Here is a 15,631-nt window from a genome sequence, read left to right as displayed (position 1 = left end):
AAAACGCCAATGCGGGCTTCACAGCGCACCCATGATCTTCTGCTGGAAACCATAGACCTCGCGCTTGCCCGAAAGCGGGATCAGCGTCACTTCCCGCATCTGGCCGGGTTCGAAACGGACAGCCGTGCCGGCCGGGATATCGAGACGCATGCCGCGCGCCTTGTCCCGGTCGAAGGAGAGCCCGTTATTGGTCTCGAAGAAATGGTAGTGGCTGCCCACCTGCACCGGCCGGTCACCGGTATTGGCGACCTTTATGGTCACCGTCGGAGCGCCCGCATTGAGCTCGATTTCGCCTTCTGCGGCAATGATTTCGCCGGGGATCATGGTATTCTCCTTCAAGCCGCCTTGGGCGCACAGCCCTCGGCCTTCAGAACACGTTTGGTGGAGGCTGGATGGCGGGCGAGCGCCGCTGCCGTGCGCACCGGCCGGCGAACCAGTTCGCCGGCGCAGTTCGGGCAGGTGCCCTTGAGCACGTCGGCCGCGCAATCGGCGCAGAACGTGCACTCGAAAGTGCAGATCATCGCCTCGCGGCTTTCCGGGGCCAGATCCTTGTCGCAGCATTCGCAATTGGGGCGCAGTTCCAGCATCTTGGGGCCTCCTCAGCGGATCGGTTCGTGGACGGTGACGAGCTTGGTGCCGTCCGGGAAGGTCGCCTCCACCTGCACGTCGTGGATCATCTCGGCAATGCCTTCCATAACCTGGTCGCGAGTGACGACATGGGCGCCGGCCTCCATCAGGTCGGCGACCGAGCGGCCGTCGCGCGCACCTTCCACCACATAATCGGTAATCAGGGCGATCGCTTCCGGATAGTTGAGCTTGACCCCGCGATCCAACCGGCGTCGGGCGACGATCGCCGCCATGGAAATCAGCAGTTTGTCTTTTTCTCGTGGGCTCAGGTTCATGGGAATCCCGCTGTAAGATCAGATGTTCCAGACTTTCGGCACTGGCGCGCCGTTACGCAATACGGAAATTGCCGGTGTCAGGATTTTTCTCAAGTCAAATCCGGTCGGCGCCACCAGCCGGGCGATCAGCTTGCCGTTCCAGTGGCTGGCTCCGCCGGTCCAAAGGCTGGCTCCGCCGGGCGTGCCGTCGACAATCTGGCGGAGTTTCGGAAAGAGCATTTCGGCGAGCGGCCCGGTGTAAAACAGCGTCGCGAAGGCGACCTGGCCGGAGAGCACGGCGGCGGCCTGGGAAAGCTGCTCGATCTCGCCCTCGAACTTCATCTCTTCCGCATGGATCAACTGGCCAGAGCGGCGCACCCGCCAGCGGTCGCGGAAGAAACCGTTCGCGACCGCCTCGCCCATCGCCTTGCGGCCGAACAGAACCGCCTCGACGGCCAGGAATTCGGACCTTTCGGAAAGATCGACGTCTAGCCGGCGGGTCAGCGAGGACTGGTCGAAAAGGATGGTTTCCTGGGGAAGCCAGTGGACCGATGCGTCTTCGCCGACAGTGACATGGGTGGAGACGGAGGCCGTGCCGGACGAGGCCTTATAGATCTTCTCGTTCGCCTGGGTGGTGACCGACAGTCTTGTCGAAGCGGCAGCGGCGACGGACCATTCGATCACGTCGCCGCCCGTCAGTCCCCCCGACGTATTGATTAAAATCGCCTCCATTTCAGGCGAAAATGTTTCCGGAAGGCGAATTTTTGCGCAGCCTTCCTGATAGAATTCGGCGAGCCGTGTCCGCCCGCCGAAAGCCTTGGTTACAAGGCGTCCTGCACCCCTTGCCCGCTGCGGCGCATATCGATCGGCTGGTTGCTGTTGCACGTCGTCCCCTGAAGATCGGCTTCGGTTCCGCAGCCCGATGCAACGCCCGTGCCAGACTTGGCCGCCGAACCGATCTTGGCGGGTGCTGCGGTGGCGATCACGTCGGTGCTGTCGGCCTTGCCGAAGAACTCCCACATCCGCGAAGCCGGATCAACATTGGCGTCGAACGCCGGTTTGGCAACGGTGACCGCGGCCACCTTGGTGACGCTCGCGGCACCGTCCTTGGCGGCAGCGATCACAGCTTCCGTGGCGGCAACCGGTTTCGGCCAGTCATGCGTGCCGTTGGCGAAGACGTAGGATGCGACGCGTGCCCCGTTCTTGCAGGTACCGTAGAGACTGAAGGTCACGCCGTCGACGGTCTTTACGTCGCCATTGCCCTTGCAGCCGTCGAGTTCGGTCCACCGCTGGATTGCTGTCTTGAATCCGTATTGCCAATAGGTATTGCCGCCGCCCGCGTAAGGGTTGGCTGCATCCTTGACGCCGGCAAAAGCCATGATCGAGATGGGCTTCGCCGGATTGCAGCCCTGGGCATCCGGACCCCATTTGCCGTCGGCCTCGACCGGGCGTCCGGCGCGCAGCGAATGCACGAAGCCGGCGGCTGCGAAATCGTCATGACCGGAGCAGAGGTAGGCCGACAACATGCGGCCGCCACCGGAATAACCGGAGGCATAGATGCGGGCCGGTTCGACGCAGAACTGCTGTTTTGCGGTATTCAGGGCCTGCTTGATGTATGCGATCTCGTCGAGGCCGCCCTGCTGTACGGTGACAAAGGGCACGTTCCAGGCATAGGTGCCTCCGGAACTCCCCGGCAGGCTGCCCTGCAGGGCCAAAACGATGAAGCCGTTTTTCTCCGCGACCTTGTCCCAGGAGCTTCTGTTCAGCTGCCCTTCAGGGTTGCTGTGGCTACCATGGAGATCGAAAACCAGCGGAACCTTGTCCTTGCCGGTATAGGACGATGGAATGAAATAGATGGCCGAACGGGCGATACCGTCGGTCTCGATGGTGATCCGGTGGCGACCGGCTTCCATCGGCTGGCCGCAGCCTGCGGCAAGGGCGCTGCCGGTCGTCGACCCGAGAAAGGTCGTGGCGCCCAAAAAAACCGCTCCTACAGCAACCATGCGTGTAAGAGCGGAACGAGAGAAGAAACCGGCAACGCGTGCAAAGACCATCAGCGCCTCATCATGGGGTGCGGGGGTTGTCAACAAATATGCGGAATGCCCTGAAAACGCAGTGTTGTTAACATATATTAGCGGCCCTTGAAACGCACGAAGTGCTGCAACGCGATACAAACATTCACCAGTAAAAATACTGGCCTCAGACGGTCAGATGCCGCCTTGCTTCTGCCGTATCCAGAGTCTCGGCCGCCCCTTCGTGCACAATCTCGCCACGATCCATGATGTAGACCTGGTCGGCCAGCTCCCGGCAGAAGTCCAGATACTGTTCGACCAGGAGAATGGCCATGCCGGTTGAATCGCGCAGGTAGCGGATCGCCCGGCCGATATCCTTGATGATCGACGGCTGGATGCCCTCGGTCGGCTCGTCGAGCACGAGAATCTTCGGACGGGTGACCATGGCGCGGCCGATCGCAAGCTGCTGCTGCTGGCCGCCGGAGAGGTCCCCGCCGCGCCGGCCGAGCATCGATTTCAGCACCGGAAACAGCGAGAAGATCTCGTCCGGGATGAACTTGTCCTTGCGCGCGAGCGGGGCGTAACCGCTTTCGAGGTTCTCCTGGACTGTCAGAAGCGGAAAGATTTCCCGGCCCTGCGGCACGTAGCCGATGCCGTGCTTGGCGCGGTTATAGGGCGCGAGACCGTTCAGGATCTCCCCCTGGAAGCTGATCGTACCGGCGCTGACCGGATGCTGGCCGGTGACGGCGCGGAGAAGAGAACTCTTCCCCACGCCGTTCCGCCCCAGCACGCAAGTGATCTTGCCCATATCCGCATGGATCGAGACACCGCGCAGCGCCTGCGCTGCGCCATAGTGAAGATTGACGTTGTTGACTGTCAGCATGTTAGCGCCCCAGATAATTCTCGATCACCTTCGGATCGTTCGAGACGAAATCAATCGAGCCTTCGGCGAGTACCGAACCTTCCGCAAGGCAGGTCACCTTGACGCCGAGTTCGCGGATGAAGCCCATGTCGTGTTCGACGACGACCACCGAACGGGTCTTGGCGATTTCCTTGAGCAGAACCGCCGTCTCGGCCGTCTCCGCATCCGTCATGCCGGCGACAGGTTCGTCGACAAGAAGCAGCTTCGGTTCCTGGGCGAGCAGCATGCCGATCTCCAGCCACTGTTTCTGGCCGTGGCTGAGATTGGCGGCGTATTCGTTCTTTCGGTGGGTCATGCGGATCGTTTCGAGAATCTCCTCGATGCGAGCCTTGTCCTCCGGCGACAGCGTGTAGAACAAGGTGGCGAACACGCCGCGTGACCGGTTGAGCGCCAGTTCCAGGTTGTCCCAGACGGTGTGGCTTTCGAACACGGTCGGCTTCTGGAATTTCCGTCCGATGCCGAGCTGGGCGATGTCCGCCTCGTCCTTTTTTGTGAGGTCGATCGCATCCTCGAACAGGACCGTACCGGTATCAGGCCGTGTCTTGCCGGTGATGATGTCCATCATCGTCGTCTTGCCGGCGCCGTTCGGGCCGATGATCGCCCTGAGTTCACCGGGCTCCACGACGAAGGACAGCGAGTTCAGCGCCTTGAAGCCGTCGAAGGAGACCGAGACGTTTTCGAGATAGAGCAGGCTTTTCTGTCGTGTTTCGGAAATCGTGTTCATGGTTGCGTGCCCCTATTCCGCCGCCTGGGCCTGGGCCACCGCCGCAGCGTCGCCCCTGCCCTTTTCGGCATCCGCCGCAGCCTTCAGCGCCTTGCGGGCTTTGAAGCCATGTTGGATCGTTCCGACGATGCCCTTCGGCAGGAAGAGCGTCACGGCGATGAACAGGCCGCCGAGCGCAAACAGCCAGATTTCCGGGAAGGCGCCGGTGAAGAAGCTCTTGCCGCCATTGACGAGGATGGCGCCGATGATCGGGCCAATCAGCGTGCCGCGGCCGCCGACCGCCGTCCAGACGACGACTTCGATCGAGTTGGCGGGCGCAAATTCGCCCGGATTGATGATGCCCACCTGCGGCACGAACAGTGCGCCTGCAATCCCGGCCATCATGGCGGACACGACGAAGGTGAAGAGCTTGATATTCTCGACCCGGAAGCCGAGGAAGCGCACCCGGCTTTCCGCATCACGCACGCCGACCAGCACCTTGCCGAATTTCGAGCGGACGATGGCCGAGGCGAGGATCAGGCAGAGCGACAGCATCAGCGCCGACATGAAGAACAGAACCGCCCGCGTGCCGTCCGCCTGGACGGAGAAGCCGAGGATATCCTTGAAGTCGGTGAGGCCGTTATTGCCGCCGAAGCCCATGTCGTTGCGGAAGAAGGCGAGCAGCAGGGCGTAGGTCATCGCCTGGGTGATGATCGACAGGTAGACGCCGTTGACGCGGGAGCGGAAGGCGAACCAGCCGAAGATGAAGGCGAGCAGGCCGGGAACGACGATCACCATCGCCATGGCGAAGACGAACCAGTTGAAGCCATGCCAGAACCACGGCAGTTCCTTGTAGTTCAGGAACACCATGAAATCCGGCAGGATCGGGTTGCCGTAGACGCCGCGTGGGCCGATCTGGCGCATCAGGTACATGCCCATCGCATATCCACCGAGGGCGAAGAAGGCGCCGTGGCCGAGCGAGAGGATGCCGCAGTAACCCCAGACCAGATCAAGCGCCAGCGCCAGCAGCGCATAGCAGAGATACTTGCCGAACAGCGACATGGCATAGGTCGGGAGGTGCAGCGCGCTATCGGGCGAGGTCAAGAGGTTAAGCGCCGGCACCAGGATGCCGATGCCGAGAAGAATGCCGACGGCTACGACGATGCGGCCCTCGAGGGCGCGGAAGACAAAGCCGGAAATCATGCTTCCACCGCCCTTCCCTTGAGCGCGAAGAGACCGCGCGGACGTTTCTGGATGAACAGGATGATCAGCACCAGAACCAGGATCTTGCCGAGCACGGCGCCGACCGAGGGTTCAAGGAACTTGTTGAGCACCCCGAGCGACAGCGCGCCGACCAGCGTGCCCCAGAGATTGCCGACGCCGCCGAACACCACGACCATGAAACTGTCGATGATGTAGCTCTGGCCGAGGTTCGGCGAGACGTTGTCGATCTGGGAGAGCGCGACGCCGGCGATGCCGGCGATGCCGGAGCCGAGGGCGAACGTGAAAGCGTCGACCCAGGGCGTCTTGATGCCCATCGACGAGGCCATGCGGCGGTTCTGGGTGACGGCGCGCATATTGAGGCCGAAGGAGGATTTCTTCATCACCACCAGCAGCGCCACGAAGATCGACAGCGAGAAGGCGATGATCCACATGCGGTTCCAGGTGATGGTCATGCCACCGACCGGGAAGGAACCGGACATCCAGGACGGATTGCCGACTTCCTGGTTGGTGGGGCCGAAGAGCGAGCGGATCGTCTGCTGCAGGATCAGCGAGACGCCCCAGGTGGCAAGCAGCGTTTCGAGCGGCCGGCCGTAGAGGAAGCGGATGACGCCGCGCTCGATGACCAGGCCGACGGCGCCGGTGACGAGGAAGGCAACCGGAAGCGCGATCGCCAGCGACCAGTCAAACAGGCCGGGCGCGTGGTCGCGGATGAGCTGCTGCACCACGAAGGTGGAATAAGCACCGAGCATGACCATTTCGCCATGCGCCATGTTGATGATGCCCATGACGCCGAAGGTGATCGCGAGCCCGATCGCCGCCAGAAGCAGGACTGAACCGAGCGAAACGCCGTACCAGACGTTCTGGCCGATATCCCAAAGCCGCTGGCCACTTTCGATGCTGGCGATCGCCGCATCGACATCGCCCTTGAGGCTCGGATCGAGCGACGCGGATGCGCCCATCAGGATGCCGATCGCGTTGCGGCCGCCATAATTCTTGATCGTCTGGATCGCGGCCCGCTTTTCGTCGATGGAGCGGTCGGAGGAGAGCAGCGACACGGCGCGCGCCTCAACCATGCGGGCCTTGACCTCGCCGTCCGTCTCCTTGGAGATTGCGGTCTCGATAAGCTCGAGATTTTCGGCGCTCGGCGAGCGCAGCACCGCATCGGCCGCCTGCAGCCGGACGCCGCGATCCGGGCTCAATAGCGTCAGGCCGCCCATGGCCGAACGGATGACGCGGCGCAGGCTGTTGTTGATCTTGATTTTGGTGACGGCGTTCTTGGCGGCCTGGCCCGCCGAAGCGCCTGTGACCGGATCGGTCAACTCATAATTGGAGCCGGCCGCCTTGCCGATGAACACCAGGTTATCCGACTTGCGGAAATAGAGGTCGCCCTCGGAAAAGGCATTCAGCGCCGGCACGAGCCGCGCATCACCGGTGGCAGCGAGCTGGCCGATCAGTTTTTCAGCTTCGCTGAAATCCGCCTTGGAGAGCGCGTCGATCAGCGGCTTGGGATCGGTCTGCTGCGCGAACGATGGCGCGGCGAAGGAAAACATCAGGCAGAGCAGAAGACCAAGGCTCTGCAGAACGCGGAAAGGAACTTTGCTCGTCATTGGAACCCCCTTGCGAGATCGCGGGCGACTGAACGCCGCCCGCGATGATGTCGATGACCATCTAAGGCAATCGGATCAGCTGCCCTTGCCGCCGCACTTGCCGGAAGCAACGTTGAAATTGCCGCAGGACATCGGCTTGCGCCAATCGGAGATCAGGTTCTTGCTGTCCGGCAGGTAATCGGACCACTCGTCGCCGACCACAGGTGCGGTTTCCTGAACGATGTCGAACTGGCCGTCAGCCTGGATTTCACCGATCAGCACCGGCTTGGTGATGTGGTGGTTCGGCATGACGGTGGACGTACCACCCGACAGGTTCGGAACGGAGACGCCGATGATGCTATCCAGCACGGCGTCGGTATTGGTGGTGCCGGCGGCTTCGACGGCCTTTACCCAGGCGTTGAAGCCGATATAGGCGGCTTCCATCGGATCGTTGGTGACGCGCTTGTCGTTCTTGGTGAATGCCTTCCATTCCTTGATGAATTCGGCATTCACATCAGCATCGACGGATTGGAAGTAGTTCCAGGCGGCCAGGTGGCCGACGAGCGGCTTGGTGTCGAGACCGGCGAGTTCTTCTTCGCCGACCGAGAAGGCGACGACCGGAATGTCTTCAGCCTTGATGCCCTGGTTGCCGAGTTCCTTGTAGAACGGAACGTTGGCATCGCCGTTGATGGTCGAGACGACGGCGGTCTTCTTGCCGGCCGAGCCGAACTTCTTGATATCGGAGACGATCGTCTGCCAGTCGGAATGACCGAACGGCGTGTAGTTGATCATGATGTCGGACTCGGCAACGCCCTTCGACATCAGATAGGCCTTGAGGATCTTGTTGGTCGTCTGCGGATAGACGTAGTCGGTACCGGCCAGGACCCAGCGCTTGACGCCTTCTTCCTTGGCCAGATAGTCGACGGCAGGGATCGCCTGCTGGTTCGGAGCGGCACCCGTGTAGAAGATGTTGCGCGAGGATTCTTCACCCTCGTACTGGACCGGGTAGAACAGGATCGAGTTCAGCTCTTCGAAGACCGGCAGGACCGACTTGCGCGAAGACGAGGTCCAGCAACCGAAAACGGCGGCAACCTTGTCCTTGGAAATCAGCTGACGGGCCTTTTCGGCGAACAGCGGCCAGTCGGAGGCCGGGTCGACGACGACGGCTTCGAGCTTCTTGCCGAGCACGCCGCCCTTCTTGTTCTGCTCGGCGATGAGCATCAGCATGACATCCTTGAGGGTGGTCTCAGAGATGGCCATGGTGCCCGAAAGCGAGTGCAGAACACCGATCTTGATGGTGTCGTCAGCGGCGAAAGCACCCTGCAGCGCCGTCGTCGACATTACGGCAGCGAGCAGCGCGCCACCCAGTTTGGATTTGAATGTCATTGGTTCGAACCCCTCTTCTCGTTCGTCCGCAACGAAGAACTTAACCGTTGCTTAAGCGACTATCCGTTGCTGCATCGCAAAACCGTATACGTCGAATGACGTACCGGAGGGGGAGAAGGGGGAAGAGGAATGCCGGGGGGTAGAAGTCCTACTCCCAGCTGGCATCTTCAGCAAACAGCGCCGGCACGGTCAGTATCGAGCGTATTTATCGATATATTAACCATATTTGGATTGTATGACCCGACGCACATGTAGGGCGGGGAGTTGTTTCGGTGTAGATCCCATGAGTAGCATCCTCACGAATGCTGGAGCTGCTTCTGCGCTCCAAATGCTTCGCTCTCTCGACAGCCAGATGTTGGGCACGCAGCGGCAGGTCGCGACCGGCTTGCGTGTCGACCAAGCTTCCGACAACGCCGCCTACTGGTCGATCGCCACCACCATGCGATCTGACAATGGTGCCCTTTCGGCCGTGCAGGACGCCCTTGGCCTCGGAGCCGCAAAGGTCGAGACCGCCTATGAAGGCATCGCTGCGACCACAGATCTCCTGGCGGCGTTCATGGCCAAGGTCGTTTCCGCCCAGCAGGACGGAATAGACAAGAACAAGATCCAGGAAGAACTGGAGCAGTTGAAGCAGCAGATCGTCTCGATATCCAACTCCGCAAGCTTCGCCGGCCAGAACTGGCTGCGGTCGGACATGCAGGGCGAGGTTAGCGAAGCAGGCGCGAAGACGTCTGTCGTATCATCGTTCAATCGCAGCGAGGATGGAACCGTCTCCGTCGGGACCATCGACGTCGATCTGTCGAAAATCGCACTGTTCAAGAATGGCGGCGGCGGGATCCTGCAGAAAGAACCTGATCCGGATCTCGGTTATGGCCTCGGCACGCTCGGTGGGTTGGTCGGATTTTCGACATCGGGTTATGGCGACGTGCCAGGCCCGGCATTCGACCAGCCCTTCACGATCACGAAATTCGATGTCATCACGGTCGACTTTTCGGTCGGTACGTCCAACGATACGTTCGTCATCACCAAAAGTGTCGTCGATCAGGCGCTCGGAGGCCAAGCGGGGTACGGCTTCGACGGAGATATTGAAAGCTCTGCCGATTGGGCGAAAGTCCTCCAGCAGGCAACGTTTCTCAACAAGGCGCCCTCCGACGCCTTGTTGACGGCTCAGGGCGGGACGCCGAATATCTTCTTTCGCGCCATCATTCCTCTCGCCGCAGAGCTGATCACCGTCCAGCCGCCCGTCCACACCCGGACGCTGCCGCCGGAGGGTATCGATATTCTCGATATCGACGTCACCGATCCCGACATCGATTTTCCGACAATTACCTTGGTTCTCGACGAGATGCAGCAGAAGGTCATATCGGCCGGCGCCTACCTTGGCTCGCTCAGGTCGAGGATCGCGATGCAGGAAGCATTTGGAAACAGTCTCGCGGACAGTCTCGACAGAGGCATTGGGCGCCTCGTCGATGCGAATATGAGCGAGGCGTCGAGCCGGCTCAAGGCTCTGCAAGTCCAGCAGCAACTCGCGACCCAGTCGCTTTCCATCGCCAATTCGGACGCGCAAAACATCCTGTCTCTCTTCCGGTAAAGACCGTCGTCCTTGAGGGCAGGCGCGCATTGCACGTGCGATATATGACCTCCGAGGTAGTCGACCCGGCGACCGATGGCATCTATCCCAGGATCCAGCTTTGCAGCGTGAAAGGATCAGCCCATGCCCATTACCTATGTCATTCGTTTCGATATCCTCCCAGCCCAGCGCGATCGCTTCATGACTCTTCTGAACGGCGTGCTCGATGCCATGCGGCACGAACCGATGTTCCACAATGCCGTGCTGCATGCCGATCCCGGGAACGAGAACCACGTGATGCTCTACGAGACCTGGGAGGATCATCAGGACGTCCTGGACGTGCAGTTGCAGCGCCCCTACCGCGAGGCCTGGCACGCGGCCCTGCCGGATCTGCTCGCCAGCCCGCGCGAAATTTCAGTCTGGCGCCCGCTGCGGGGAGACCGCGCCGCGTAAATCTTCGGCCAGGCCGTTCCCTCTCGGGAACATTTCCCCGCCTCACGCGCTTGCCTCCCCGGATCCGCCAACCACCCGAGGAGCTCGAACCCGTGATCAACGACCTCTGGTACAAGAACGCCGTCGTCTATTGCCTCTCCGTCGAGACCTTCATGGATTCCAATGGCGACGGGATCGGGGATTTCCAGGGCTTGCAACGGCGGCTGGACTATATCTCCGGTCTCGGCGTCAGCGCCGTATGGCTGATGCCGTTCCAGACCTCACCCGGCCGGGACGACGGTTACGACGTCTCCGACTACTATAATGTCGACCCGCGCTACGGCACGCTCGGCGATTTCGTCGAGTTCACCCACGGCGCCCGGCAGCGCGGCATAAGGGTGCTGATAGACCTCGTGGTCAACCATACGTCCAATGAACACCCCTGGTTCCAGGACGCCCGAAGCAATCCGGAATCCTACTATCGCGACTGGTATATCTGGTCCGACAAGAAGCCGGCGAACGCCAACGAGGGAATGGTGTTTCCGGGCGTGCAGAAGACGACCTGGACCTATGACGAAAAGGCCAAGCAATATTACTTTCACCGCTTCTACGAGTTTCAGCCGGACCTCAACACCTCCAATCCGCATGTACAGGCGGAAATCCTCAAGATCATGGGTTTCTGGATCCAGCTCGGCGTTTCCGGTTTCCGCATGGATGCCGTGCCATTCGTGATCGCCGAAAAGGGCGCCGACGTAAAAAAGCCGAGGGCGCAGTTCGACATGCTCCGGGTTTTTCGCGAATTCCTGCAATGGCGGCTCGGAGATTCGATCATCCTTGCCGAAGCCAATGTCGTGCCGAAGGAGAACCTCGCTTATTTCGGCGATGATGGCGACCGTATGCAGATGATGTTCAATTTTCACGTCAACCAGGCCCTGTTTTATGCGCTTGCCTCGGGAGACGCCCGGCCGCTGGCAAAAGCGATCGTCAATACCAGCGATCGGCCTGAAACGGGACAATGGGGCATGTTCCTGCGCAATCACGATGAACTCGATCTTGGTCGCCTGACCGAAAAACAGCGCCAGAAAGTGTTTTCGGTATTCGGGCCTGACAAGAACATGCAGCTTTACGACCGCGGCATCCGACGGCGGCTGGCGCCGATGCTGGAGAACGACCGAAGACGCCTGGAACTCGCCTACAGCCTGCTGTTTTCGCTGCCCGGCACGCCGGTCCTGCGTTACGGCGACGAGATCGGCATGGGCGACGACCTGTCGCTGCCGGAGCGCAACTGCGCCCGCACGCCGATGCAATGGTCGGCCGAGCCGCATGGCGGGTTCACCAAGAACGACAAGCCGGTCCTGCCGGTCATCAGCGCAGGGCCGCTCGGCTTCAGATATCTGAACGTCGCGGAACAGCGACGCGATCCCGACTCGATGCTGAACTGGACGGAACGTCTGATCCGCATGCGCAAGGAAGTGCCAGAGATCGGCTGGGGCGCTTGCACCGCCCTCAACACCGGAGACAACGGGGTGCTGGCGCTCCGCTATGATTGGCGCGACAATTCCGTGCTGATCGTCCACAACCTGCATTCGAGGCCGGTCGAGGTCACGTTCGTAGTCGGTATCGGCGAACACGGCGACCTGCTCATCGATATCGCGGACGGCGGCAACAGCGAGGCGGATGCCAACGGCCGGCACCGGCTTCTGCTCGACGCCTATGCCTATCGCTGGTTCCGGGTCGGCGGTCTGGACTATCTGCTGCGCCGCAGGGAAGTCTAGGCTAACCGCCCGCCCTCACCTCGCGCACACCGCGGCCTGTCTTTTGCCGCAGCAATGCCCGCAACGTAACGCCATCCGCATAACCGACGAGTGAGGCGATTTCGTTGGGGCTCTTGTCGCTGGTCTTCAGGAGATGCACGGCGCGCTCGACACGGAGATCCTGGAAATAGGAGAGCGGCGTCTTGCCGAGCACCTGCTGCATGCGCCGCGCCAGCGTCCGCTTGCTGGCGCCGACCGCATCGGCCGCGTCGTCCAGCGAAAACCCCTCCCTGAGACGCCCGCGTGCCCAGCGCTCGAAACGCTGCACCAGCGGATCGGAATGAGAAAGATGGTCGGTGATCACGTAAGCCGACTGCGACGGCCGGTTGTCGACGATGAGGTAACGCGCCACAAGGCCGGCAAGCTCCGGGCTCACCTGCCGCACCAGCCAGAGCGCCAGATCCATATGGCCGAGTGCCGCGCCCGCCGTCACCAGCGAGCCGGATTTCACCAGCATGTGGCCGTCTTCCAGCTGCACGGAGGGATAACGCTGGCGGAAGAGCGGTGCGAGCCACCAGCTGGTCGTCGATTTCTCTCCGTCGAGAAGGCCGGATTCGGCCAGAACGAACGTGCCGATACAGGCGGCGGCAATGTTCATGCCCGCCGCTTTGGCCTCGCGCAACACCGCCCCCGCATCGCGGATGTCGGGACGGTCGAGCGCGGGCACCAGCACGTCCGGCATCTTGGAGGCGATCGCCGGCACGACCAGCCAGCCGCCGGCCTCCGGATAGAAACTCCCGGAGATCGGCACGGCAAGCCCATGCGCCGTCTTCACTTGTCTGCGCACCCCGATCACCGACACGTCGAAGGCCGGCACATCGAGCGACAGCATCGCCGCAAGCTCGTTCGCCATGGTGAACACGTCGAGTATGGTCGACAGGCCGGTATCGAAGACGGGATCGAGCGCAAGGATCTGTAGTTTCATGGCAAAAACACTATCAACAATGTCAATATTGACAATAGGCAACCGAGCCGGCGTGGCGGAATATCAGCCTGAAAAACGTCGCCTGACCGAGCCCGTTGCGATAAGAAGAGACGCATGAGCATGGATGTCACCACGATCGGCTTCACCAAGACGACCGCCGAAAATTTCTTCCGCCGCATCAGGGCAGCCGGCGTCAAGCGGATCCTGGATGTGCGCCTCCACAACACCTCGCAACTCGCGGGGTTTGCCAAATCCGAGGACCTCGCCTTCTTCCTGAAGGCGATCTGCGGCGCCGGTTATGTGCACGAACCGCTGCTGGCGCCGACCGAGGAGATCATGACCGCCTTCAAGAAAGAGAAAGGCGACTGGAATGTTTTCCAGAATGATTTCCTTGGCTTGATGGCTGAACGCAAGGTGGAAGATCACTTCAAGGCGGAACAGTTCGATGGCTCCTGCCTGCTCTGCTCGGAAGACAAGCCGCACCATTGCCATCGCCGGCTCGTTTGCGACTATCTGAATGGCAAATGGGGCGGCAAGCTCGGCATCCGCCACCTCTAAATCTCGATTGAACAACTAGACACCTTAGCGCCGCCGGGAGCCTCTCCCCGCGTGGGAGACCCTTTGCAATGGCCTTTGAAACCATTCTTGCAATCGCCCTTTTCTCGCTTGTCGGCTCGGTTTCGCCCGGGCCGAGCAATTTGATGCTGCTTGCCTCCGGCACCAATTTCGGCTTCCGGCGCACCGTGCCACAGATCCTCGGCATCACCATCGGCCTTTCATCGGTGCTGCTGGCGGTCGGCTTCGGCCTCGGCGCCCTGCTGACGGCTTATCCGCCGCTCGCATTGGCGTTGAAGATCGCCGGCGGCGCCTACCTGCTCTATCTTGCCTGGCGGATCGCCATGTCTCGCTCCGTCCCCAACGGTGACGCGAGCGCCGCCCGTCCCCTCACCTTACTCGAATCCGCGGCCTTCCAATGGGTGAACCCGAAGGCCTGGGTCGCAGCGCTGACTGCCATGGCCGCCTATGCCAGCGCCGAAAACCCCTTCGCGTCGGTCGTGCTGATCACGCTCGTCGTCGCCATCGTCAACCTGCCGAGCGTCGCCGTCTGGGCCGGCTTCGGCGTGGCGCTTCGGCGGTTCCTGTCCGATCCGGCGCGGCTCAAATGGTTCAACATCGTCATGGCGTTGCTGCTGGTCGTAACGCTCTGGCCGCTCGTGAAATAGCGGCGACCGGAAAGGCTCCCGCCTTCCCGTCGAATGCAGGCTCGGACGATCGTGCAAGAACTGCGGAGGACCTTGATACCGCTTTCCCGCCCATCCGCTGCATAGATCCCTGCTCGCAGCGGCATGCCGCCGCTGCCTGCTACAGAGGATCAACAACATGACTCAAATCACTGAAAAGGTGGTTCTTATCAGCGGCGCCAGCAGCGGCATCGGCGAAGGCACCGCACGCATTCTCGCCGCGGCCGGTGCCAAGGTCGTGCTCGGTGCCCGCCGCACCGACCGGCTGGAGGCATTGGCCGAAGAGATCGCCGCGGCCGGCGGCACCGTGCGAATTCGCCGGCTCGACGTCACCGATCGACAGGACTTTCAGGCGTTCGCGGAATTCGCGCTTGCCGAATTCGGCCGCATCGACGTGATCGTCAACAATGCCGGCCTGATGCCGCTGTCGCTGATGTCGTCGCTCAAGGTCGAGGAATGGGACCGGATGATCGATGTGAACATCCGCGGCGTGCTCTACGGCATCGCTTCGGTTCTGCCAATCATGAACGACCAGGGGTATGGCCAGATCATCAACATCTCGTCGATCGGCGGCCTCGGCGTGGTGCCAACCGCGGCGGTCTATTGCGCCACCAAATACGCGGTGCGGGCAATCTCCGACGGGCTGCGCCAGGAGAACGACAAGATCCGCGTCACCTGCGTCTATCCCGGCGTGGTGGAGTCCGAGCTTGCCGGCACGATCACCGATCCGGTCGCAGCGGATGCGATGAAGACCTATCGCAGCGTCGCCCTGACGCCCGATGCGATCGGCCGCGCTGTTCTCCATGTTATCGACCAGCCTGAAGACGTGGATACAAACGAGATTGTGGTGCGCCCAACCCGCACCATGTGACCGGCTTCCAGGATGCGGTGGGGATTTACCGCACCGCATCATACTTTGCTTGCAAAACGCCGCG

General features: G+C 61.5%; 17 protein-coding genes. 6 read left to right on the top strand and 11 right to left on the bottom strand.

Annotation, left to right across the window (positions count from 1 at the left end):
- Positions 1 to 18: 18 nt before the first annotated feature.
- The 10 genes from C5J24_RS00640 to urtA form a co-directional block, all read right to left on the bottom strand.
- Positions 19 to 324 carry an urease subunit beta gene (locus C5J24_RS00640; RefSeq protein WP_046666682.1) on the bottom strand — a complete coding sequence of 102 codons (306 nt, stop codon included), beginning with the start codon at positions 322 to 324 and terminating at the stop codon, positions 19 to 21.
- 11 nt (positions 325 to 335) lie between these two features.
- A complete protein-coding gene (locus C5J24_RS00635) occupies positions 336 to 587 on the bottom strand; it encodes a DUF1272 domain-containing protein (protein ID WP_105414811.1) in 252 nt (83 codons plus the stop codon).
- Between the two features lie 12 nt (positions 588 to 599).
- A complete protein-coding gene (locus tag C5J24_RS00630) occupies positions 600 to 902 on the bottom strand; it encodes an urease subunit gamma (protein WP_046635146.1) in 303 nt (100 codons plus the stop codon).
- 18 nt (positions 903 to 920) lie between these two features.
- Complete coding sequence (locus tag C5J24_RS00625) at positions 921 to 1,766, bottom strand: urease accessory protein UreD (RefSeq protein WP_105414809.1); 846 nt, start codon at positions 1,764 to 1,766, stop codon at positions 921 to 923.
- Positions 1,703 to 2,860, bottom strand: a complete 1,158-nt coding sequence (locus tag C5J24_RS00620) for a PHB depolymerase family esterase (RefSeq protein ID WP_172723806.1) — start codon at positions 2,858 to 2,860, stop codon at positions 1,703 to 1,705. Before C5J24_RS00620 ends, C5J24_RS00625 begins: the two co-directional genes overlap by 64 nt.
- A gap of 220 nt (positions 2,861 to 3,080) precedes the next feature.
- Complete coding sequence (urtE, locus tag C5J24_RS00615; protein WP_105414805.1) at positions 3,081 to 3,776, bottom strand: urea ABC transporter ATP-binding subunit UrtE; 696 nt, start codon at positions 3,774 to 3,776, stop codon at positions 3,081 to 3,083.
- A gap of 1 nt (position 3,777) precedes the next feature.
- Positions 3,778 to 4,539, bottom strand: a complete 762-nt coding sequence (urtD, locus tag C5J24_RS00610; RefSeq protein ID WP_105414803.1) for an urea ABC transporter ATP-binding protein UrtD — start codon at positions 4,537 to 4,539, stop codon at positions 3,778 to 3,780.
- Between the two features lie 12 nt (positions 4,540 to 4,551).
- Positions 4,552 to 5,721, bottom strand: a complete 1,170-nt coding sequence (urtC, locus tag C5J24_RS00605; RefSeq protein ID WP_105414801.1) for an urea ABC transporter permease subunit UrtC — start codon at positions 5,719 to 5,721, stop codon at positions 4,552 to 4,554.
- Positions 5,718 to 7,292 carry an urea ABC transporter permease subunit UrtB gene (urtB, locus tag C5J24_RS00600; RefSeq protein ID WP_105416529.1) on the bottom strand — a complete coding sequence of 525 codons (1,575 nt, stop codon included), beginning with the start codon at positions 7,290 to 7,292 and terminating at the stop codon, positions 5,718 to 5,720. Before urtB ends, urtC begins: the two co-directional genes overlap by 4 nt.
- Before the next feature lie 132 nt (positions 7,293 to 7,424).
- Positions 7,425 to 8,714, bottom strand: a complete 1,290-nt coding sequence (urtA, locus tag C5J24_RS00595; protein WP_046603671.1) for an urea ABC transporter substrate-binding protein — start codon at positions 8,712 to 8,714, stop codon at positions 7,425 to 7,427.
- A gap of 283 nt (positions 8,715 to 8,997) precedes the next feature.
- Here urtA and C5J24_RS00590 point away from each other — a divergent pair, with 283 nt between their 5' ends.
- From C5J24_RS00590 to C5J24_RS00580, 3 genes are all read left to right on the top strand, one after another.
- Positions 8,998 to 10,305: a flagellin gene (locus C5J24_RS00590; protein WP_105414799.1), complete on the top strand. Its 1,308-nt coding sequence runs from the start codon at positions 8,998 to 9,000 to the stop codon at positions 10,303 to 10,305.
- Positions 10,306 to 10,428: 123 nt separating this feature from the next.
- Entirely contained in the window at positions 10,429 to 10,737 is a 309-nt protein-coding gene (locus C5J24_RS00585) for a putative quinol monooxygenase (RefSeq protein ID WP_105414797.1), read from the top strand.
- Between the two features lie 92 nt (positions 10,738 to 10,829).
- Positions 10,830 to 12,491 (top strand): alpha-amylase family protein, encoded by a 1,662-nt coding sequence (locus tag C5J24_RS00580; RefSeq protein WP_105414795.1) that lies wholly within the window; start codon positions 10,830 to 10,832, stop codon positions 12,489 to 12,491.
- Position 12,492: 1 nt separating this feature from the next.
- On the opposite strand, the gene C5J24_RS00575 is transcribed toward C5J24_RS00580, so the two are convergent.
- Positions 12,493 to 13,455, bottom strand: a complete 963-nt coding sequence (locus tag C5J24_RS00575) for a GlxA family transcriptional regulator (RefSeq protein WP_105414793.1) — start codon at positions 13,453 to 13,455, stop codon at positions 12,493 to 12,495.
- A 120-nt stretch (positions 13,456 to 13,575) separates the two neighbouring features.
- Here C5J24_RS00575 and C5J24_RS00570 point away from each other — a divergent pair, with 120 nt between their 5' ends.
- From C5J24_RS00570 to C5J24_RS00560, 3 genes are all read left to right on the top strand, one after another.
- On the top strand, positions 13,576 to 14,013 hold the full coding sequence (locus C5J24_RS00570) for a DUF488 family protein (protein ID WP_105416527.1): 438 nt from the start codon (positions 13,576 to 13,578) through the stop codon (positions 14,011 to 14,013).
- A 68-nt stretch (positions 14,014 to 14,081) separates the two neighbouring features.
- The gene (locus C5J24_RS00565) at positions 14,082 to 14,678 is read left to right on the top strand and encodes a LysE family translocator (protein ID WP_105414791.1); all 597 of its coding nucleotides are present in this window, start codon (positions 14,082 to 14,084) and stop codon (positions 14,676 to 14,678) included.
- A 157-nt stretch (positions 14,679 to 14,835) separates the two neighbouring features.
- Positions 14,836 to 15,567: an SDR family oxidoreductase gene (locus C5J24_RS00560; RefSeq protein WP_105414789.1), complete on the top strand. Its 732-nt coding sequence runs from the start codon at positions 14,836 to 14,838 to the stop codon at positions 15,565 to 15,567.
- The last annotated feature ends 64 nt before the right edge of the window (positions 15,568 to 15,631 follow it).

This window comes from Neorhizobium sp. T25_27 (genome assembly GCF_002968565.1).
GTDB lineage: Bacteria > Pseudomonadota > Alphaproteobacteria > Rhizobiales > Rhizobiaceae > Neorhizobium > Neorhizobium tomejilense.
Note: the sequence above shows the minus strand (reverse complement) of the source record. Positions and strands in the feature narration are given on the sequence as shown.